This window comes from Caulobacter sp. BP25, assembly GCF_002737755.1.
GTDB lineage: Bacteria > Pseudomonadota > Alphaproteobacteria > Caulobacterales > Caulobacteraceae > Caulobacter.
Genome location: NZ_PEGH01000018.1, coordinates 200,115 through 219,860, shown reverse-complemented (window position 1 = coordinate 219,860; position 19,746 = coordinate 200,115). Strand labels below are relative to the sequence as shown.

The 19,746-nt window shown below is 66.1% G+C and carries 16 protein-coding genes and 2 pseudogenes; 3 read left to right on the top strand and 15 right to left on the bottom strand.

Annotated elements, in window-relative coordinates; genetic code table 11:
- Nucleotides 1-9 precede the first annotated feature (9 nt).
- Nucleotides 10-222 (top strand): hypothetical protein, encoded by a 213-nt coding sequence (locus CSW59_RS14950; protein ID WP_099444790.1) that lies wholly within the window; start codon nucleotides 10-12, stop codon nucleotides 220-222.
- 36 nt (nucleotides 223-258) lie between these two features.
- On the opposite strand, the pseudogene nagE reads toward CSW59_RS14950, so the two are convergent.
- Together nagE and ptsP are read right to left on the bottom strand one after the other, a co-directional pair.
- Nucleotides 259-2,069 (bottom strand): annotated as a pseudogene (gene nagE / locus CSW59_RS14945) (N-acetylglucosamine-specific PTS transporter subunit IIBC).
- Nucleotides 2,070-2,084: 15 nt separating this feature from the next.
- Nucleotides 2,085-4,619, bottom strand: a complete 2,535-nt coding sequence (gene ptsP / locus CSW59_RS14940; RefSeq protein WP_099444789.1) for a phosphoenolpyruvate--protein phosphotransferase — start codon at nucleotides 4,617-4,619, stop codon at nucleotides 2,085-2,087.
- Between the two features lie 515 nt (nucleotides 4,620-5,134).
- Between ptsP and CSW59_RS14935 the strand changes: the two genes are divergently transcribed.
- Nucleotides 5,135-5,878 (top strand): GntR family transcriptional regulator, encoded by a 744-nt coding sequence (locus tag CSW59_RS14935; RefSeq protein WP_099445262.1) that lies wholly within the window; start codon nucleotides 5,135-5,137, stop codon nucleotides 5,876-5,878.
- A gap of 182 nt (nucleotides 5,879-6,060) precedes the next feature.
- Here the strand turns inward: CSW59_RS14935 and CSW59_RS14930 are convergent, their stop codons facing one another.
- The 13 genes and pseudogenes from CSW59_RS14930 to CSW59_RS14870 all read right to left on the bottom strand — a co-directional run bounded on the left by CSW59_RS14930 (nucleotide 6,061) and on the right by CSW59_RS14870 (nucleotide 19,086).
- The gene (locus CSW59_RS14930) at nucleotides 6,061-8,868 is read right to left on the bottom strand and encodes a TonB-dependent receptor (RefSeq protein ID WP_099444788.1); all 2,808 of its coding nucleotides are present in this window, start codon (nucleotides 8,866-8,868) and stop codon (nucleotides 6,061-6,063) included.
- 386 nt (nucleotides 8,869-9,254) lie between these two features.
- Nucleotides 9,255-9,725, bottom strand: coding sequence for a chemotaxis protein CheE (locus CSW59_RS14925; RefSeq protein WP_099444787.1), 471 nt, complete (start codon nucleotides 9,723-9,725; stop codon nucleotides 9,255-9,257).
- On the bottom strand, nucleotides 9,722-10,324 hold the full coding sequence (locus CSW59_RS14920; protein WP_099444786.1) for a response regulator: 603 nt from the start codon (nucleotides 10,322-10,324) through the stop codon (nucleotides 9,722-9,724). Before CSW59_RS14920 ends, CSW59_RS14925 begins: the two co-directional genes overlap by 4 nt.
- Before the next feature lie 5 nt (nucleotides 10,325-10,329).
- On the bottom strand, nucleotides 10,330-10,710 hold the full coding sequence (locus CSW59_RS14915; RefSeq protein ID WP_099444785.1) for a chemotaxis protein CheU: 381 nt from the start codon (nucleotides 10,708-10,710) through the stop codon (nucleotides 10,330-10,332).
- 4 nt (nucleotides 10,711-10,714) lie between these two features.
- Nucleotides 10,715-11,284, bottom strand: coding sequence for a chemotaxis protein CheD (locus CSW59_RS14910; protein WP_099444784.1), 570 nt, complete (start codon nucleotides 11,282-11,284; stop codon nucleotides 10,715-10,717).
- Complete coding sequence (locus tag CSW59_RS14905) at nucleotides 11,281-11,670, bottom strand: response regulator (protein WP_047403396.1); 390 nt, start codon at nucleotides 11,668-11,670, stop codon at nucleotides 11,281-11,283. The genes CSW59_RS14910 and CSW59_RS14905 overlap by 4 nt, the downstream gene beginning before the upstream one ends.
- Nucleotides 11,671-11,674: 4 nt before the next feature.
- A complete protein-coding gene (locus CSW59_RS14900; RefSeq protein WP_099444783.1) occupies nucleotides 11,675-12,703 on the bottom strand; it encodes a chemotaxis response regulator protein-glutamate methylesterase in 1,029 nt (342 codons plus the stop codon).
- Nucleotides 12,703-13,575 carry a protein-glutamate O-methyltransferase CheR gene (locus CSW59_RS14895; RefSeq protein WP_099444782.1) on the bottom strand — a complete coding sequence of 291 codons (873 nt, stop codon included), beginning with the start codon at nucleotides 13,573-13,575 and terminating at the stop codon, nucleotides 12,703-12,705. The genes CSW59_RS14900 and CSW59_RS14895 overlap by 1 nt, the downstream gene beginning before the upstream one ends.
- A complete protein-coding gene (locus tag CSW59_RS14890; protein WP_099444781.1) occupies nucleotides 13,575-14,042 on the bottom strand; it encodes a chemotaxis protein CheW in 468 nt (155 codons plus the stop codon). Before CSW59_RS14890 ends, CSW59_RS14895 begins: the two co-directional genes overlap by 1 nt.
- Before the next feature lie 3 nt (nucleotides 14,043-14,045).
- Nucleotides 14,046-16,355 (bottom strand): chemotaxis protein CheA, encoded by a 2,310-nt coding sequence (locus CSW59_RS14885; RefSeq protein WP_099444780.1) that lies wholly within the window; start codon nucleotides 16,353-16,355, stop codon nucleotides 14,046-14,048.
- A 67-nt stretch (nucleotides 16,356-16,422) separates the two neighbouring features.
- Entirely contained in the window at nucleotides 16,423-16,788 is a 366-nt protein-coding gene (locus CSW59_RS14880; RefSeq protein WP_013080817.1) for a response regulator, read from the bottom strand.
- A complete protein-coding gene (locus tag CSW59_RS14875; protein WP_099444779.1) occupies nucleotides 16,785-17,069 on the bottom strand; it encodes an STAS domain-containing protein in 285 nt (94 codons plus the stop codon). The genes CSW59_RS14880 and CSW59_RS14875 overlap by 4 nt, the downstream gene beginning before the upstream one ends.
- Nucleotides 17,069-19,086, bottom strand: a pseudogene (locus CSW59_RS14870) (methyl-accepting chemotaxis protein). Before CSW59_RS14870 ends, CSW59_RS14875 begins: the two are co-directional and overlap by 1 nt.
- 300 nt (nucleotides 19,087-19,386) lie before the next feature.
- Here CSW59_RS14870 and CSW59_RS14865 point away from each other — a divergent pair.
- Complete coding sequence (locus CSW59_RS14865; RefSeq protein ID WP_099444777.1) at nucleotides 19,387-19,698, top strand: hypothetical protein; 312 nt, start codon at nucleotides 19,387-19,389, stop codon at nucleotides 19,696-19,698.
- Nucleotides 19,699-19,746: the final 48 nt, after the last annotated feature.

Sequence of the window (19,746 nt, the reverse complement as noted above, 5' to 3'; positions counted from 1 at the left end):
GAGTTTGGCGTGGTCCAGACCATAACCATTACGCGCGAGCGGTTCGAAAGCCTGAAGGGCGGCCTGCCCGCCGTCACCCGCGAGCACCTGTTCAGCGTCTACGGCATCAGCGAGACCACCTGGAATAAGCTGCGCAAGGGCGAGCCGATCAAGCTCGGCACCTGGGAGCGCATCCAAGCTCGTATCGCACGTAGCCGAGCTCAACTGGCGGGCTGCGCCTAACGCCGGCTCCGTGAGATCGGAACGGCGCAGCCACTTTCAGCTTCCCGCTGGGCCGTCTTCTCGAGACTGAGGCTTACCATCAATCCCCACGCTCAAGGCTCGGCGCAGGCAGTCGCCCACGGCCTCAGCCTGAGGTCCGAGGATGATGTGGATGACGTTGTGGCCGAGGGTGACGCTGCCGCGAGCGCCGGCTTTGGCGAGGGCGGTTTTGTCGAGCTTTTCGGGGTTATCGAGGACCAGGCGCAGGCGGCTGGCGCAGGCGGTGACCTCGCGCAGATTGGCCGGGCCGCCGAGGGCGGCGAGGATGGCCTGAGCCTTGGCCTCGTCTAGGGCCTCGTCCAGCGCGGTCGGGGCGGCGACGGCCTGGGCCGGCTGGGCCTGGGTCTGAGCTTGGACCGGGGGCGCCGGAGCGCCCAAGGCCGCGCGGATCTCGCCGGCGACGGCGTCGGCGATCGGGCCCAGCACCACCTGCAGGGCCTTGTCGGAGGGCTTGACGATCCCGCGTGACCCCAGGGCCTTGAGGGCCGGCTCGCTGACGACGGCCTGGTCGACGACGATCAGGCGCAGGCGCGTGGTGCAGGCGTCGACACTGGTGAGATTGGCCGCCCCGCCCAGAGCCTGAACAAAGTCAGCCCCGCGCCCGCCGCCGGTCGTGACCGTGGCCGCCGCCGGAAGCTCCTCGTCCTCACGGCCGGGGGTCTTCAGGTCGAACCGCGCGATGGCCCAGCGGAAGAGACCGTAATAGACGCCAGCGTAAACGAGGCCGATCGGGATCAGCCACAGCGGCCGGCTAGCCTTGCCGAAGTTCAGCACATAGTCGAACAGGCCCGCCGAGAACGTGAACCCCAGCTTCACATGCAGCATGTCCAGGAGCGCCATGGAGACGCCCGTCAGGATGGCGTGGATCGCATAGAGCGCCGGGGCCAGGAACATGAACGAGAACTCGATCGGCTCGGTCACCCCGGTCAGGAACGAGGTCAGGGCCAGCGAGGCCAGCATGCCGCCCACGGCCTTTTTCTTCTCGGGCTTGGCGGCGTGGTACATGGCCAGGCACGCGGCCGGCAGACCAAACATCATCACCGGGAAGAACCCGCTCATGAACGCCCCGGCGGCCGGGTCGCCGGCGAAGAAGCGGCGCAGGTCTCCCGTGGCGCCGTGATAGTCGCCGACCACGAACCAGGCGATGTTGTTGAGGATGTGGTGCAGGCCGGTGACGATCAGGACCCGGTTCAGGAACCCGTAGACCACAAGGCCAAGCTCGCCTGAGCCGACCACGGCCCGGCTGGCCGCGTCGACCCCGCCGTTGAGGACGTCATAGCCCAGGCCCAGCAGCAGGGCGATGGCCAGACCCGCCAGCCCTGAGACGATCGGCACGAACCGCCGGCCGCTGAAGAAGGCCAGATACTCGGGCAGCTTGAAGCCCGAGAAGCGGTTGTAGAAGAGGCCGCCGATGATCCCCGAGACGATGCCGATCGGCACGCTGAGCTTTCCCAGCGCCTTGGCCTTATAGGCGGCCGAGGCCAGGTCCGCGTGGGCCTGGACAAGGCCCGCCATCACCTCGGCCGGGACATGCAGCAGGGCTTTGGCGCCCTCGGTGGCGATCAGGAAGCAGACCACGCCCGCCAGGCCCGCCGCGCCGTTGTTCTCGCGGGCCAGGCCCACGGCCACGCCGATGGCGAACAGCAAACCGAGGTTGGAGAAGATCGCATCCCCGGCCGCGGCCACGAAGCCGATGTTGAGGAGGTCTGGCTGGCCCAGGCGCAAGAGCAGGCCCGCCACCGGCAGCACCGCGATCGGCAGCATCAGGGCCCGGCCCAGCGGCTGGAGATCTCGAGCGGAGACTTCATCGGAGACTTCATGCTTTAGGCTCCGAAGGCTTGGACAAGGCCGCGCACGGCCTGCGGCGAGGTCTGGGCCAGGGCCTGGGCGGCGAGCTTTTGGCAAGCGGCCAGATCAAGATCGCGGACGCGGGCCTTGACCTCCGGGGCGATGGCGGCCGTGGTCGACAGCTCCGTGACCCCAAGGCCCAAGAGGATCGGCGTGGCGGCGACGTCAGAGGCCAGGCCTCCGCAGACCCCGACCCAGCGGCCGTGGACCTTCGCGCCCTGGCAGGTCTGGCTTATCATCCGCAGCACCGCCGGGTGCAGGGCGTCGATCCGGGCGGCCAGCTCGGGATTGCCCCGGTCCATGGCCAGCACGTACTGGGTCAGGTCATTGGTGCCGATCGACAGGAAGTCGGCCTCGGCGGCGATCAGGTCGGCAGTCACGGCCGCAGCCGGCGTCTCGATCATCACGCCCAGCTCGACGTGCGTGATCCCAAGCTCGCGCTTGGCTTCTTCCAGCACAGCGCGCACGGCCCGCAGCTCGTCGAGGCTGGCGATCATCGGAACCATGATCTTGCACTGGCCTTGAGGCAGAACCCGCAGGATGGCGCGCAGCTGGGTCTTCAGGAGATGCGGTCGCCACAGGCTGACGCGCACGCCGCGCAGGCCCAGCGCCGGGTTCTCCTCGGCCGGGATCGGCAGATAGGGCGCGGCCTTGTCGCCGCCGACGTCCAGCGTGCGCACGATCAGCGGCCGCCCCTGCAGGGCGTCGGCGATGGCCTGGTACTGGCGGGCCTGCTCGTCCTCATCGGGCGGGGTCTGGCGGTCCAGGAACAGGAACTCGGTGCGAAGAAGTCCGCTGCCCTCCGCGCCGTTCTCGATCGCCGCCAAGGCGTCCTTGACCGAGCCGGTGTTGGCGAAGACCTCGATGCGGGTTCCGTCCTTCGTCACGGCTGGCGCGTGGGCGGCGGCGTGGGCGGCGGCCTTGCGGGCCTGGCGCTGAGCCAGCTGCGTCTGGGCCGCCTCCAGAGCCGGGGCGTCGGGGGCCACGCGAAGGCTTCCCCCATCAGCGTCGAGGATCAGGGCGGTTCCGTCCGCGATCGACAGCGCCGCGCCGCCCAGCGCCACCAGGGCCGGGATGCCCATGGCCGCAGCCAGGATCGCCACGTGCGAGGTCGGACCGCCGCGCGCGGTGGCGAAGCCGGCGATGACGCCAGGGTCAGCCCCCATCAGCTGCGAGGGCAAAAGCTCGTCGGCCAACAGGATCGAGCCGGGCGGCAGCACCGCGGCGTCATCGTCTTCGCCATTGAGAGCGCGCAGCACCTGGCGCTCCAGGTCGATCAGGTCATCGACCCGCTCGGCCATCCGGCGATCGCCCAGCGCGCGCAGCGCCTCGACATAACCGCCCACCGCCGCGCGCCAGCCAAAGCCGGCGCTCTTGCCCGCCGCGATCAGGCTCTTGGCCTGGGCGAGAAGCTCGGGGTCGTCCAGGAAGGCCAGGTGGGCGGACAGGATAGCCTTGCGGGCCTTGTCGCCCCCAGGGGCGTTTTCTTTGGACGCATTGGCCTCGATCTTGGCGCGGACCTTGTCCAGGGCGGCCACCAGCGCGGCCTCTTCAAAGGCCTGCCCCTCGCCCTGCTCGCGCACGGCGATGTCGGACGAGGCCAGGCGAACGGCCTTGCCGATCGAAAGCCCCGGCGCGGCCAGCACGCCCTTCAGCACCCCGTCGGCCGGCAGCGCCGCCGGCGCCAGCGGCTGCGACGCGATCGGGGCCGGGGCGGGCGCTGGCGCAGCCTTCGCCAAGACCCGAGCCCCCTCGCCCATGCCGCTCTCGATCAGCGCGACGATGGCCGCCACGGCGTTCGCGGCGTCCGCGCCCGAGGCCGTGACCACGATCTCGTCGCCGTGGCGCACAGCCAGGGCCATCAGCCCCACCGGGCTCCTGGCGCTGGCGCGGCGCGCGCCCACGACCAGCGCCGTCTCGCCGCCAAAGGTCTTGGCCAGCTCGGCGATCCGCGCCGCCGGCCGCGCGTGGATCCCGTGCATCAAGGGCACGGTCACCGCGCGGGAAATCTCGTTGGACGCATCCGAGGCGTTCGAGGCCGCCGCACCGCCCAGCGCCCGCAGCTCCATCAGGAAACCGCCCGCCTCCACGGCCTGGTCCTGGTCGCGGCGCACAATCTCGAAGGCTTCGGGATTGGTGATGACCACCGGCGTGATCAAGCTCTTGGCCCGCTGGGCCAGGAAATCCAGATCAAAGCTGATCAGCCCATCGCCCGCGCGCACCGACTGGCCCTCACGCACGCGGACCTCAAAGCCCTCGCCGCCCAGAGCCACCGTCTCAAGCCCCACATGCATCAGAATCTCGGCCCCGCACGCCGCGCGCAGCGTCACCGCGTGACCCGCCCGGTGCACTGAGGCCACAACCCCGTCGCAAGGCGCCACAAGCTCGCCACCCAACGGATCAATCGCAACCCCGTCGCCCAGCATCCGTCCCGCAAACACCGCGTCCGGAGCCTCATCCAAAGACGCGATCCAGCCTTTCAAGGGCGATGCAAGAACGAGGTGGGACAAGGGCTTGGACTCTTCTCGAAGACGGGTTCACGGGCGATGGGGGTCATGCGTTCGATCGCCGCGAAGGGTTGACGCTCGTGGCCCTGAAGCTCAAGCAAAGACCAACCTTTGCCCCGCCGCGCAAGCACGCGGCCGGGGATAGTGGCCAAGCCGGAGTTTTTGGCCGCGCCGCCTAGCCGAAGAGCGCCTCGGACGACTTTTAGACCTAGACCTTGCCGACGATCCGAGGCGCCTGCAGGGTTTGGCTGAAGGTGGGGCCGAAAGCTGCGCGCATGAAACAGTCGGCGGAGGCGAAGGCCAAGTCTTGATCAGGGTACGGTTTAGGGCCGGGCCAACGCCTGTTTTCCGGAAGGTTGCCCAGACATAGGCGCCGCTCCGGCCTCAGGACGGAGCTTCTTGAGATAACGGGGTGGAAAGAAACCCATTACGGACCGAATTATGATTGGTATTGGAATGGTCGCACGTGACCAGCATGAATGGCCAACGGCGACGATTTGCGTGGGGAGCGCTGGGCGATGACATTCGCGGAACGGATCGGACGGCTCGACCCCGCCGGCGATCCGGCCCCCCTCTACAAGCAACTGCAGCGCACGCTGCGCGAGGCGATCCATAAGAAGATCCTCGGCCCCGACGACGCCCTGCCTGCGGAGCGGGACTTGGCCGACGAATTCAAGATCTCGCGGATCACCGTGCGCAAGGCGCTGGACGGCCTGGTCAGCGAAGGCCTTCTGACCCGTCGCCAAGGCGCCGGCACCTTCGTCGCGGCTCGGGTCGAGAAGAGCTTCTCCAAGCTCTCGTCCTTCACCGAGGATATGATCGCGCGCGGGCGGGCGCCGCGCAGCCAATGGATCAGCCGCAGCGAAGGTCAGGTCACGCCGGAGGAGTCGCTAACCCTGGGGCTCTCGCCCGGCACGCCCGTCTATCGCTTCGCCCGCATCCGCTACGCTGACGGCGCGCCCATGGCGGTGGAGTACACCACGATCGCCGCCTTCGCCCTGCCATCGGTCGAGGCGGTGGGGGTCTCGCTCTACGAGGCGCTGGAGTCCACGGGCCACAGGCCCGTGCGAGCCTTGCAGCGCTTGCGCGCGGTGCTGTTCGCCGCCGAGCAGGCCGATCTGTTGGGCGTCCCTGCCAAAGACGCGGGACTGCTGATCGAACGGCGCGGCTTCCTTAAGGACGGCCGGGCGGTGGAAGTCACTCAGTCCTATTATCGCGGCGACGCCTATGACTTCGTAGCCGAGCTGAACGCCCAGGGCTGACGGCGGTCGCTCTTGCTAATGGACACACCGTCCTCGTCGAGAATGGCAAGATCGCCACCATGGTCGAGCCCCCCCTTGGAGCCGAGCGCCAGGACCTCGCCGGCGGCCTAACCGCCCCCTTGGGCAAAGAAAAAGGCCGCCAGTCACCTGGCGGCCTTTCCCGTCTTCGCCCTTCGGCGTGGCTACATCTTGTAGCGGACACCGAACATGATGGTCCGGCCGAAGTGGTTGTATTCGTAGTTGCGCTTGGCCTCGAGGTCGGTGAAGCGGTCGCGGTACTCGTCGGTCAGGTTCACGCCTTCCAGAGAAACCTCAAGATTGTCGTTCACACGGTAGCGCATGGAGGCGTCGACATTGATCGAGCTGTTATAGCCCTCGAACACGTTACCGGTGCCGCTGGTGGCGTCGATAAAGCCGCTACGATAGGCCACCGAAGCGCGCGCGCTGAACTTGTCAGCTTCGTAGTAAAGGGTCGCGTTATAGGCCCGGCGGGACAGGTTGAAGAGACGCTCGCGCTCGGTGCGGCTGACCAGGACCGGGAAGCCGCTGGCGGGGGTCGGGTTTGTCGCCGCGCCTTGGACGGTGTAGTCGACGTCGGAATCGACCAGCGTCACGTTGGCGATACCGCCGAAGTTCGACCAGAAGCCTGGCAGGAAGCTGAACGGTCCCTGCACAGCGAACTCGACGCCCTTGAGCTTGCCGCCCTGGCCGTTGACCGTGGTGTTGATCGTCCAGGGTTGGCCTTCGGGATTGGCCGCGGCCGGCGAGCTAGCCAGGATCAGCGAGGTCGGCAGGCCGGTCGAAGCATAGGTCCCCTGACGGGTCGCCGAGATCGGGAAGCTGTCGATGTCCTTTTGGAACACCGCAACCGAGAAGATCGACTCACGCGCGAAGTACCATTCGACAGCGGCGTCGTAGGACTTGGCCCGGTAGGGATCCAGTTGCGGGTTGCCGAAGGTGACGCGGTAGTTGAAGCCGTCGACGGTGCCGCCGGGGCTCAGAGTGCTGAGGTTCGGACGCGTCATGACCTCGGCCGCCGACAGGCGCAGGATCAGTTTGTCGGTCGGATACAGCACGAAGTTCGCAGCCGGCAGCCAGTCCGTGTACTTGCGATCGACGGTGACGCTCTGGCTGTTGTTGATGCCGGTCGAGGACTGGTCGGTCTTCACATAGCGCACGCCCGCGTTCAGGGCGTAGTCGATGCCTGCGATCTGGCTCTTCAGGTCCATCTGCAGGTAGGCGCCTGTGTCTTTCTCGGTGACCGAACGGGTGTTGCCCGCCTGAACGATCAGCGGACGCTGGTACAGGTTGATCAAGGCCGTAGCGGCCTGCAAATTCGGCACCGCCCAGCTCGTCGTCGTGCCGGCGGGCGCCTCAGCGCCCTTCAGTGTGAAGCTCTGAGCCAGAGCGGCCGTCACGGGCGCGCCGTAGGTTCCCGTAGCGCAGGTGAAGGCGGCGCAGTACGTCGAGTCGCGCGCGCCTTCGCGCAGGTCGAAGTCAAACTGACGGAACGAGACCCCGCCCTTCAGGGACACCGCTTCGGTCATCGCCCAATCGCCGTTTAGGGCGAAGGTCTTGAACTTGTTGGTGTTGTTGGACGGACGGTCGCGGAACTCGGCGAACTGGAAGTTCGTCGGGTCGGTGACGCTGGTCCCGAACGCCAACACCGGTTTCTTCATATCGGTGTAGTCGTAGCGATAGCCGGTGGCGTCGCGATCATCAAAAATGATCGTGGTTTCGTAGGGGATATCGGCGTCCGACTTCGAGAAGCCAGCCAGGGCGTCGATCTTGAACTTGTCGCTGAACTCGTGCTGCAGATTGGCGCTCAGCTGCTGGAACGTGGTGTCCAGCTTGCGCTCGTAGTGTTCGATCCGCACCCAGGCGTTGTCGAACGTGCCCTTGATCAGGTTGTTGTTGCTGTCGATCGTGTAATCGCGGACGCTGATCGAGCGCTCGTTCGAGCGGAACAGCACCTCGCCCCACTTCTCGTTGCGGATCGCCTTATAGCGCGAGAACAGGCCGTCGATAGACAGCTTGGTGCGGTCGGTCGGGGCGAACTGCAGGCTGCCAGTCACGCCCAGACGCTCACGATCGTGATTGATCTCGCCGTAGCGCGGAATGCGCGGGTGGAAGGCCAGGGCGACCTGGTTACAGGCGTCGCTGGGCACGTAGGTTCCGCCCGAGTTCTGGGTGGTAAAGCAATTGGTCGTTCCAACGCGGTTGAAACGGGCCTGCGCCCAGCGGACCGTGTTGTTGGTCGACTCGATCTGGTTCTGCTGCGAGTAGGCCGCCGAGATCGAAGCGGCCCAGAAGCCGCTCGGCGCGCGATAATTGACCAGACCGGCCACGCGCGGACCCAGATCGTCGCTCAGGTCATTATACTGACCCTGCGCGCTGAGGGCCATGGTGAAGCCGTCCTTGCCGCGCATCGGATTGCCGGTGTTCAGGTCGACCACCGCGCCCAGCGAACCTTCGTCGAGCGAAGCCTCGGCGGTCTTGTGCACGACCAGCGAGCTGAACAGTTCCGAGGCGAAGACGTTGAAGTCGAAGCCGCGCTCGCGGTTGGCGCTGGCGCCGTCGGATGTCGTGGCAATGGCCTCCATGCCGTTCACGCGAACGCGGGTGAACTGCGAACCCAGACCTCGCACGGTGATGGCGCGACCTTCGCCGCCGTCGCGCACGATCGAGATGCCAGGCACGCGCTGCAGCGACTCGGCGAGGTTCTGATCGGGGAACTTGGCGATGTCTTCGGCGACGATCACGTCCACCGACGAAACCGAGTCGCGCTTGGCGTTCAGGGCCGCGTCCAGCGACCGACGGAAGCTCGTGACGACGATTTCCTCGACAACGCCCTCGGCGGGCTCGGCGGCCTGCGCCGCAGGAGCGGTCTGCGCCATCGCGCCGCCAGCCATCATAAGAGTCAAAGCCAAGGCGCCGCCCGAGACGCCGTACTGGAGCGCGCACGCGCGCTTAGGGATACATTTGGACATGTTGTCTCCTCCCGTGTCGACCATCGGCGTCCGCGCCGTATTTGGCCTTTGATCCGCTTCGCGACCTGCCCTCGCGAAACGAGTCCCAGCCGGTAAGTCTTCGTTTTTTGTCACCGGTGTCAGAAGTGATCTTTGTTTTTTGACACCGGTATCACAGTGCTAACAAAGCCACGGACGCGCTACAAGGCCGCAATACGGCGTAAGGTTTCAGAACCGGGCGCGCCGTTGCGTTTCCGACACATAGCGTCGTTCGCCAACAGTGTCGCTGGCGCAAGGAGATATGGGGAGCGCCGCTAGAGCGCGTGCGGTTTAAGTTTGAGCGGTTGAACCGCGCAAACGCACTCTAGGTGTATGAAGTTAGAGCCTATTTAGGCCTGGGGACGGCATTACGCCTCTTCGGGGCGGTAGTTGCTGACCCGATAGAGACCCTGCAACATGGCCTCGCGCTGATCGAGGGGCAGCTCGGCGCCATGAGCCCTAAGCAAGCGCAGGGCGTCGATGTGGACGTCCACGGCGTCCCAGCGCCAATAGCCGGCGTGTTCGCAGCTATCGACCAGAGTGCAGAGCGACACAGCGGCCTTGTCGATCCCCGCGTCGGACACGAAGGCGCTGACGTCGATGATCCGGGAGCCGAGCACGTAGAGACCCTCATAGACCTCGGTCACGCGTTCGGGCGTATCCCTGCCGAAGCGACGTTCGATCTCGGCGATCGCCTCGTCCAGCGCGGCCATGGAAGACTCGCGCAGACTCTCGACCCCGGCTTCGGCGGCGGCGATGGCGTCCTTAGCCATGATCCCGCCCCGTTCCTTGATCAGGGCGGTCAGGCGGTTGGTGGGGCGGAACTTGCGGACTTTCATATCTGCACCTTAGCTGGGCGCATCAGGTTTGCGATTTCGTCGTCGGACATGTTAGGCGTCTGCGCATCGCCCACCTCCGGTGGAAGGTCATCCTTACGCCGCCCATCCGTACCCGGCGGCGGTCCTTCGTGCTTGAAGCGCCGATCGGGTCCGACATAGGTGTCGCACTCGATGAAGGCGCGGTCCTCGCGGGCCACCCAGAAGATGCGTTCGAGCAGCACCTTGGGCGTGATCGGCTTGGCCACCATGAAGTTGGCGCCTGCGTCGCGGACCTTGAAGATCTGAGAGGTGCGGGTGTGACCAGTGACCAGGATGACGGGAATGTAGCGGTTGGTCTCGCCGCCCTCCCGCCGAAGCCATTGAATGAACTCGATGCCGTCCGTGGTCGGCATCTGCACATCACTGATGATCAGGTCGAAGGTCTTGGTGCGAACCAAGGTCTGAGCGTCGGCGACGCTTTCGGCGCGGAGCAGTTGCTTGACGCCGAAACCCGACACGACCTGAGACAGAATATCCAGCGAGGGACCGTTGTCATCCAGCACGAGCACCGTCGCCCGCTCGAGGTTGATCCGTGTCGAGGGGAGAAGCGCGTCGCTCATCGGCGCTAGAAGAAGTCGAGTTCGCCGGCGACTTGGCGTTCCTCGGTCTGCTCCTCGGCGCGCAAGCGCTGGGCCATGTCGGCGAGACCAAGACCGTTGAGGACCGGCGTGATCGACATGCTCCACTCGCCAGAGGCGTGATGGCCGATACGCTCAAGCACTTCCGACAAACCGTGCAGCCTTTGGCTCAGCTCGTCGAGAGCCTGTAGTCGCGCCAGGTTCTCGATCGTGGCGCCACCGCTGGCGAGATCCCCGGCGAGATGCTCGCAGTCCCGGCAGATCGCGGCCGCCGACGCCAACTCCACCGCCAGGCGACGCGACAACTCACCGACCGCGAGATGCTCGGTCGTGTCGGTTGTCGGCGTCTGGAGCGGCGAAGCTTGCATACGGTTAGAACAGATCCACGTCGCCGCTGGAGGCGGCGGGCATCGGAGCGGGTGCGGGACGACGGACGTCCTGAGGCGCGTTGTCGACGGCCACCAGGCGCTGGCGAACGCGGCCCGAGGCCGGCCAGAACTCGACCCGGCGAGCCGAAACGCCGCCCGTGCTGGACGAAACGATCGGAATACCTTCGTCGCGCAGGAAGCGCTCGGCGAACGCGGAGTTGCTGGCGCCGACGTCCGAAAGACCATCGAACAGCTTGGCGCCGCCAAAGATCTTGGCTTCCAACCGTTCCCGGCGGGCGCCCTTCTTCAGCAGTTCGTTGATCAGCAGTTCCATGGCGTAGGCGCCGTAGCGGACCGCGTCCCCGCCGGTCCCGCGTCCGTCGCCGGAGTCGGGCAGGAGGAAGTGGTTCATACCGCCGACGCCCGACTGCGGGTCACGGATGCACGCTGAGATGCACGAGCCCAGCACGGTGGTCATCACCACGTTGGGATCGGTCGTCACGTGGCTCTCGCCTTGGGTGACGTGAACCTTGATCGCGCGCTCAGTGTCTTCGGAGGGGTTGTGGTGCGTCATGTCAGCTGCCCGAACACTTGTTCGATCTTCTCGCGCAGTCCCTGAACGGTGAACGGCTTCACGCAATAGTTGTTGACGCCGAACTGCACGGCCCGCTGGACCAGTTCCCGGTCTGCGCGGCCCGTCAGCATGACGAAGGCCGTCTGGCGGATCGGCGGGTGCGAGCGCACCGCGCGGAGCAACGCCAGACCATCCATCTTCGGCATGTTGAAGTCCGAAATGACGAGGTTGGCCGGCTTGGCCAGGAGGTTCTTCAGAGCCTCCTCGCCATCGGGCGCCTCACGGATATCCTTGAAGCCGATCTGCTGTAGAGCATTGCGGATCAGCGCCCGCATGGTCAGCTGGTCGTCGACGACGAGAACGGAAATGGTGCTTGCTTGGGGCATGGGTTTAGCGCCTCGCCGAGGCCAGATCGAGAATGGACTGGCCCATGGAGGACAGGGACACCTGTTTCTCCACGGCTCCAGCTTCGAAAGCAGCTCGCGGCATGCCGTAGACGACGCAACTGGCCTCGTCCTGACCCAGGGTCCGGGCTCCAGCCTTGCGCATCGCCGCCAGGCCCTGGGCGCCGTCACGGCCCATGCCCGTAAGGATCACGCCCACCGCCTTGTCCCCGAGCGTATTGGCCACCGAGTTGAACAGCACGTCCACCGACGGACGGTGGCCGCTGACCGGGTCCCCGGCCACGAGACGACAACGCAGGCCAGCCGAACGAACGACCTCGAGGTGGGTAGCGCCGCCGGGCGCGACATAGACCTTGCCCGGCTCAAGCACCGCGCCGTCCGAGGCTTCGGTGACCTTGGCGCCGCTGGAGCGATCCAGGCGCGCGGCGAAGCTGGCGGTGAAGGTCGCCGGCATGTGCTGGGTGATCACCGTCGGCGGGCAGGTATCGGGGAACTGCTGCAGGATCGACAGCAGCGCCTCGACGCCGCCGGTCGACGAGCCGATCGCGACCAAGTCACCCGACGGCATGTAGTCCTTGCGGGGCGCCCGGGCGGGGGCGGCGTCGGCCTTGGTGCGCACCGAGGCGCGCGCGGCCGTCTTCACCTTGGTGACGATCTCGGCCAGAGCCTCCTGGGTGCCCGTCGCGTCAGCCGGCTTGCCCACGCAATCGACCGCGCCCAGTTCCAGGGCCCGCAGCGTCATTTCCGCGCCGGCCTGGGTCAGGGTCGAGACCATGACCACCGGCATGGGCCGAAGACGCATGATCTTCTCGAGGAACTCGATGCCGTTCATGTTCGGCATCTCGATATCCAGGGTGACGACGTCGGGGTTCAGGGCCTTGATCATGCCCCGAGCCTCGAAGGGGTCTCCGGCGCCGCCAACCACCTCGATCTCAGGATCCCGGTTCAGGGCGGCGGAGATCAGACTCCGCATCGTAGCGGAGTCGTCAACAACGAGTACGCGGATCTTAGCCATTAGCGGCCCACCTTTCTGTAGGCGGTTAGACCGCTGCTTTCGAACGCGGTCACGGAAGCGCCAACGCGCTCGGAGTGGCCGACATAGAGACGGCCGCCAGGGGCGACGAGCGGCGCGAAGCGGCTCCAGACGCGTTCCTGTGTAGGTTCATCAAAGTAGATCACGACATTCCGACAGAAAATGGCGTCGAATGGGCCTTTCATAGGCCACGACGGACCGTTGAGATTTAGTTCCCGGAAGGCCACGAGGCTTCGGGCGGCTTCACAGACGCGCCAGGCGCGACGGTCGCTGGGGTCGCGATCGAAGAACTGGCTACGGGTCGCCGCAGGGATGCCTTCCAGCAGGTTCTCGTCGTAGACGGCGGCCCTGCCGGTCGCCAACACGTTGGTGTCGATGTCCGTGCCCAGGATCCGGATGTCCAGGTCCGCGGCGTTGGGCCACACCGAAAGCACGGTGAAGGCCATCGAGTACGGCTCCTGCCCTGAGGACGAGGCCGCCGACCAGAGGCGCAGACGCCGGCCAGCCCGCACCTGATCGGCGACGGGCTCCAGCACGTTGACGCGCAGGTCCTCGAAGTGGTGCGGCTCACGGAAGAAGCGCGTGACGTTGGTGGTCAGCGCCCGGAGCATCTCCTGGCTTTCGTCGCCGCCCTTATCGCTGGCCACGAAGGTGCAGTAGTCGGCGAACGAGCGGAGGCCCAGGGCCCGCAGGCGCTTGGCCAGGCGCGAATAGACCAGCGTCGCCTTGCTGTCGGGCAGGCTGATGCCCGCCAGATCGTACAGCAGCGCGGCGATGCGCTTGAAGTCCTGGTTGGTGAAGGCGAACTCGCCATCGACGATGGCGTCGCGTTCCGAAAGGGCTGCAGCGGTCATCAGGCGGCCATCGCCTCCCGTTCCGGCAGAATGCGATCCAGCGAGATTTCACTGATCATCCGGCCCTCGATGGAAATAATGCCGCGAACGAAGCTGCGAACCGCGTCGCAGGCTACGTCGGGCGTCGGCTGAATCATGTCGTCGTTGACGGACAGGATATCGGACACCGCGTCGACCAGCAGGCCCACGGTGCGGTCTGCCGCCTTGACGACGATGAAGACGCTGCGGACGGTCGGCTCCAGGACCGGCATACCCAGACGGCAGGCCAGGTCCATGATCGGCAGGACCGCGCCGCGCAGGTTGATCACGCCGCGCATGTAGCCGGGCGATTGCGGAAGGGTGGTCGCCGGGCTCCAGCCGCGGATTTCGCGGACGGCCATGATGTCGACGCAGTACTCCTGGTCGCCCACCTGGAAGGAAATGAGTTCTCGGCGTTCAGCGCCGGTGGCGGTGGCATGATCTGTCATGACTTACTCCGCGGCGATGAGAGTGGGTTCAGGGGGGCGGGGCGTGGAGCCTTCGCGACGCCGCATCCCGATCGTAGCGTCGACGTCGAGGATCAGAGCCACGCGGCCGTCGCCCAGAATGGTCGCGGCGGCGACGCCTTCGACCTGCTGGTAGTTCTGCTCCAGCGACTTGATAACCACTTGGCGTTGGCCGTGGATGGCGTCGGCGACCAGGGCCGCGCGCGAGCCGTCCTCGCCCTCGACCAGCAGCACCACGCCGTCGGTCGGCGGCGGGCTCTGGTCTCGGTAGCCGAGCGCCAAACCAACGTCGATCAGCGGTACGAAGCTGTCGCGGACGGCCAGCACCGAGCCCACGGGCCCCAGCGGACGGATCTCTTCCGGCTTCGGGCGCAGGCTTTCGACGATGGCGGCCAGCGGCACGACCAGGGTTTCGCCGGCGACGTCGACCACCATGCCGTCCAGGACGGCCAGGGTCAGCGGCAGGCTAAGCGTGAAGGTCGAGCCTTGACCCGGGCGAGACGTGATCGAAATCCGGCCACCCAGGGCCTGGACCGAGCGCTTGACCACGTCCATGCCGACGCCGCGGCCCGACACGTCAGAAATCTTGTCGGCGGTCGAGAAGCCCGGGAGGAAGATCAGGTTGTCGATTTCTTCGTCGGTCAACTGCAGGTCGGGCGCGATCAGGCCCTTCTTGACGGCGATCGAGAAGACGCGTTCGCGGTTGATGCCCTTGCCGTCGTCCGAGACCTCGATGACGATCCGGCCGCTGCGGTGCAGGGCAGCCAGGCGGACCATACCTTCAGGGTTCTTGCCGGCGGCCTTGCGCTCATCGGGGCTTTCCAGCCCGTGGTCGATGGCGTTGCGCAGCATGTGGGTGATCGGTTCGGCCAGACGCTCGATGACCGTCTTGTCGACCTCGGTGTTCTCACCGTCCATCACCAGGCGAGCCTGCTTGCCCGTCATGTTGGCGACTTCGCGGACCAGACGCGGCATGCGCTGGAACACCGACTTCACCGGCTGGGCGCGGATGGCCATGACGCTATCCTGGATCTCGCGCGTCAGCTGTTCCAGCTCGTCGAGGCCCATGGCCAGGTTGGAGGATGGGGCGATGCCGTATTCGCCGACGCGCTGCGCCAGCATGGCCTGGTTGATGACCAGTTCGCCGACAAGGTCGATCAGGCGGTCGATCCGCTCGGGATCGACGCGGATGACGGACTGGCCGGGGCCAGGAACTTCGACCTGAGCGGCCTTGGCCGGCGCCGCAGCGGGCGCGGCCGGAGCGACGGGCGCCGCAGCCTTCGGAGCTTGGACGACCGGAGCCGGCGGCGGGGGCGCCGCTTCAGCGGCGGGTTGGACTTCAATGGGCGCGGGGGCCGGCTCTTCGGCCACGAGCAGCTCAGGCGTCGACGGCGCCTGGACCTCGGCGGCCGACGGCTCGGTGGCGCCGACCAGAGCGGCCAGCTGTTCGACCGAGGCCTCGCCGCGAATGATGTCGAGGTCGCAGTCGCCATCGACGAATTCGAAGACCTCGCGGATCGCGGTCTCGTCTTCGTCGGTCTCGACGCGGACGTTCCAGGTGACGTAGGCCGCTTCCGGATCCAGTTCGTCCAGTTCCGGTAGGTGGCGGTCGTCCAGGGTGGCCTTGATGGGGCCAAGGCGGCTCAGCTCACGCAGCAGCAGAGCCGTCTCGTTGGCCTTGCGGTAGAGATCGGATTTCGGACGGATCGACACCGTCCAGACATTGTCAGGCGCCAGCTCAGCGTCGGCCGCCTGAGCTTCCACCGTGATGGTCTGAGGCACGAAGACGAAGCCGAGATCGTCTTCCTCCATCGCGTCGTCGTCCGCAGGCGCAGCGGCGGCCGGAGCAGCCTCAACGGGCGTCTCGGCGGCGGTAGCTTCGGCGACAGGGGCCGGCGCGGGGCTGGCGTTCGGGTCGGTCCAGTGCTCCAGCTCAGTCGCCATGGCGGCCGAGGCGGCCATGTCGACATCGCCAAGGCCGCGAGCGGCGCTGACGTGGTCGGCCAGGATGTCGGAAGCGCGCAGCAGGACAGCGGCCAGCTCGATCGTGCTGGGCACGGCGCCGGAGCGCACGGCGTCCAGAAGGGTCTCGAACACGTGGGCGAAGCGCACCAGCGGCTCAAGGCCGAAGGCGCCGGCGCCGCCCTTGATCGAATGGACGGCGCGGAACACGGCGTTGACCGTCTCGAGGTCGCCGGACCCTTCCTGCATAGCCAGGAGACCGCCCTCGAGGTCGGCGAGAAGCTCCTCGCATTCCTGGAAGAAAGTGACCTTGATGGCCTCTAGCTCGTCCATTTCCCGTACGTCCTAATTCGCGTCTAGCAACGGGTATTCAAATCTAAGCGGCGAAGTGCTCGCTGGATCAGGCGGCGACGCGGCGAATGGCGTCGACCAGCTTTTCCGGATTGAACGGCTTCACGATCCAGCCCGTCGCGCCGGCCTCACGGGCCCGCTGCTTCTTGGCCGGGTCGCTTTCGGTGGTCAGGACCAGGATCGGGATGGCGCGATAGTCGTCGTCGACGCGCACCGCCTCGATAAAGCCAAAGCCGTCCAGCTTGGGCATGTTGATATCCGTGATGATCACATCGGGACGGTGGGCCGAGAGGACCTCAAGCCCGTGCTCGCCATCGACGGCCTCGACCACGTTGAAGCCCGCGCCGGCCAAGGCCATGCGCAGCATGTCCCTCATGGTGCGGGAGTCGTCGACCGTAAGAACCGTCTGCGTCACGATTCAGCTCCTTGGAATTCCGCCGACAGAAGCGCCTTTTCAGCGCCGAACAGACGGGTGGTTTCTACGAAGGCCTCGGAAGGCCCCTTGATGGAAAAGGGTTGACCGTCATGGTCCCAGGCCTTGCGGGCCGCCAGGAGGACCTGCAGGCAAAGCCCGCCAAAGCGCCGCACCCTATCGGCCTCGATCTCGATCGGGGCGCCGCGGCGTTCTAGAAGCGCGGTCTTGAGAGGGACCGCGGCCTTCAGATCCAGATTTTCAGGCAGCGCAATGGCGGCCATTAGAATTCCTCCCAACCTTCCGTGACGGGGGCTTGAGCGACCGCCGCCGAACCGCTGCTCCGACCCGGACGGGCGAAGCTGTTCAGACGGGCCTGCTGCTCGGCCACCGGGTTGCGCGCCGGAGCGTGATGAGTCGCGTCGGCGGGGGCCGGGCGCGAGTAGGACGAGGCGGCCGCACCCACTTGGAAGCGGGCCATCAGGCGAACCAGCTCGGCGGTCTCGCCCTTCAGCGAGTGCGTCGCGGCGGTCGATTGCTCGACCATGGCGGCGTTCTGCTGAGTGACTTGGTCCATCTGGTTCACGGCCGTATTCACTTCGTTCAGACCAGTCGCCTGCTCCGCGGCGGAGGCCGCGATCTCGGTGACCAGAGCGTCGATCTCACCAACCTTCGTCACGATACGCTGCAGCGCTTCACCGGTCTGGCCGACCAGGCTGACGCCTTGGCTGACTTGCTGGGTCGACGAGGAAATCAGAGTCTTGATCTCCTTGGCGGCCTCGGCCGAACGCTGCGCCAGAGCGCGAACTTCCTGGGCCACGACGGCGAAGCCGCGACCCGCCTCGCCCGCCCGCGCCGCTTCGACGCCGGCGTTCAGGGCCAGAAGGTTGGTCTGGAAGGCGATCTCGTCGATCACGCCGATGATCTGGCTGATCTGGCCCGAGCTCTTCTCGATCTCCCCCATTGCGGAGACTGCCTGATGCACAACCTGGCCGGAATGCGTCGCTTCGCCACGGGTCGTGGAGACAACGTCCGAGGCCTGGCGGGCGCCCGAGGCCGTGCGACGAACAGTCGCGGTCAGCTGATCCAGAGCGGCGGCCGTTTCTTCCAGGCTGGCGGCCTGCTGCTCGGTGCGGCGCGACAGATCGTCGGAGGCGTGAGCGATCTCGTCGGCGCCGGTGCGCAGGCCGTCCGTCGAGGCGGCGATGACCTTCATCGTCTCCTGCAGCGAGCTCATGGCGGCGTTGAAGTCGTCCTTCAGCTTGCGGTAGTCGCCGGGGAACTCGGCGCTGACACGGAAGGTCAGGTCGCCCAGAGCCAGCTTCTCCAGGCCTTCGGCCAGGCTGGTGACCACGAGGGCGCTTTCCTGGGCGGCGGCGGCGGCGGCGGCTTCCTTGGCGCGGCGTTCGTCCGCAGTCAGGGCGGCGGACTTCTCTTGCTCGGCGCGCAGCTGCTCAAGGTGCAGCTGGTTGTCGCGGAAGACCTTCAGAGCCGAAACGATGGCGCCCAGTTCGTCGCCGCGCGTCAGCTTCTCTAGGTCGATCTTGTTGTCGCCCTTGGAGAGCTTGTCGGTAGCGCCGGCGATGTCGTTGATCGACTTGCGGGTCGTCATCACAGTCAGGAACGCCAGTGCGCCGACGGCGGCTAGGGTGACCAGCGAGAGGATAACGGTGATGCTCATCGCGGCGGTGGCTTCGGCCTGACGCTTGGCCGTCTCCTTGGCCACGCGCGTGTTGGCGGCGGCGACCACCTGGTCCAGCACGCCCGTCATCTTGGCGTATTGTTCTTCGAAGGGGGCGATGAAGCCGGCGGCCATGCCGAAGTCCACGCCGATCATGCCGCTGACGGTGTCGATGGCGCTACGGCATTCCTCGATAGACTTGATCAGTTCGTTGATCTTCGGTTGCTCGTCGGCCGGCAGCTTGCTCTTCAACGCGAGCAGATCTTTCTTCACCGCGTCCGTCTCGGCCAGGATGGCGGCCATGCGAGCGTCGTTCTTGTCGACGTCGATGTTGCCAGCCTTGTGCGTCATGACGACGAACAGTTCGCCGTTGATGTTCGAGATGCGCTTGGAGATCTTCTGGATCTCCATGTTCTGACGCATGTCGTTCTCGACGACCTGCTTCAGCGCGGCCGACTGGCTCTTCTGAACAATGATAGCCCCGCCGGCCATCAGGGCCAGCATAAGCAGCGCGAAGGCCGGCGCGAAGCCGATCTTAATGATCAACGGTAGATCGACGAGACGAAGTCGTTTCATCGTAGGTCCCCTCCAACCAGCGGCCCGTGCCCACGGGTCGCCAAACTGAGAGGAGATAATCCAGATAGAGTCCTAACAGACTCTGACTTGGTTAAAAGGAATTCGAGATAAATGCGCCCGAAAGCCTCGAAATGGGCGTTTGGTCGCAGCGTCCGCGAGTGCGATTATAAGGAGCGCCGTAACCACACAGGGCCATCATCCGCGAGATCGCCATGGTTACCTGAAAGTAAATCTCGAATATTCTTACAAAGCTTAGAATATATTAACTGCGCCCTGAGAATTTGCTCCTGCGTCCAGTTGGCGCATCGTCCAGGGGACGTAGAAACACTACTAGGAGCAGCGGGATGAAATATCCGATCGCTATTGCCGCGGGAATCGCCGGCAGCTTTTTCGTCGCCCAGGCCGCTTCGGCCGCCGGCGGTTTCGAAGACCAGATGGGCCGTTGCCTGCAGCAGTTCGCCAACACCCGCGACGCCGCTCAGGTGATGCTGGAATGCACCGCTGACGCTGGCAAGCTGTCGGACTGCAAGGTCGTCGACAACAGCGCCGCGGGCAAGGGCTTCGACAAGGCCGCCATGTGCATCGCTGAAAAGCTGCCGATGGGCGCCAAGACCGGCACCGTGAAAGTTCCGTTCCGCTTCCCGGGCGGCGCATAAGCGTCACCCCCCTGGTGGAACAAAAGAACGCCCTCGCCGATCGCTCGG

Bases quoted from the DNA above. Each gene is read 5' to 3' on its own strand.
- CSW59_RS14935 (WP_099445262.1), top strand. From the start codon at position 5,135: ATGACATTCGCGGAACGGATCGGACGGCTCGACCCCGCCGGCGATCCG.
- CSW59_RS14930 (WP_099444788.1), bottom strand. From the start codon at position 8,868: ATGTCCAAATGTATCCCTAAGCGCGCGTGCGCGCTCCAGTACGGCGTC.
- CSW59_RS14925 (WP_099444787.1), bottom strand. From the start codon at position 9,725: ATGAAAGTCCGCAAGTTCCGCCCCACCAACCGCCTGACCGCCCTGATC.
- CSW59_RS14920 (WP_099444786.1), bottom strand. From the start codon at position 10,324: ATGAGCGACGCGCTTCTCCCCTCGACACGGATCAACCTCGAGCGGGCG.
- CSW59_RS14915 (WP_099444785.1), bottom strand. From the start codon at position 10,710: ATGCAAGCTTCGCCGCTCCAGACGCCGACAACCGACACGACCGAGCAT.
- CSW59_RS14910 (WP_099444784.1), bottom strand. From the start codon at position 11,284: ATGACGCACCACAACCCCTCCGAAGACACTGAGCGCGCGATCAAGGTT.
- CSW59_RS14905 (WP_047403396.1), bottom strand. From the start codon at position 11,670: ATGCCCCAAGCAAGCACCATTTCCGTTCTCGTCGTCGACGACCAGCTG.
- CSW59_RS14900 (WP_099444783.1), bottom strand. From the start codon at position 12,703: ATGGCTAAGATCCGCGTACTCGTTGTTGACGACTCCGCTACGATGCGG.
- CSW59_RS14895 (WP_099444782.1), bottom strand. From the start codon at position 13,575: ATGACCGCTGCAGCCCTTTCGGAACGCGACGCCATCGTCGATGGCGAG.
- CSW59_RS14890 (WP_099444781.1), bottom strand. From the start codon at position 14,042: ATGACAGATCATGCCACCGCCACCGGCGCTGAACGCCGAGAACTCATT.
- CSW59_RS14885 (WP_099444780.1), bottom strand. From the start codon at position 16,355: ATGGACGAGCTAGAGGCCATCAAGGTCACTTTCTTCCAGGAATGCGAG.
- CSW59_RS14875 (WP_099444779.1), bottom strand. From the start codon at position 17,069: ATGGCCGCCATTGCGCTGCCTGAAAATCTGGATCTGAAGGCCGCGGTC.
- CSW59_RS14865 (WP_099444777.1), top strand. From the start codon at position 19,387: ATGAAATATCCGATCGCTATTGCCGCGGGAATCGCCGGCAGCTTTTTC.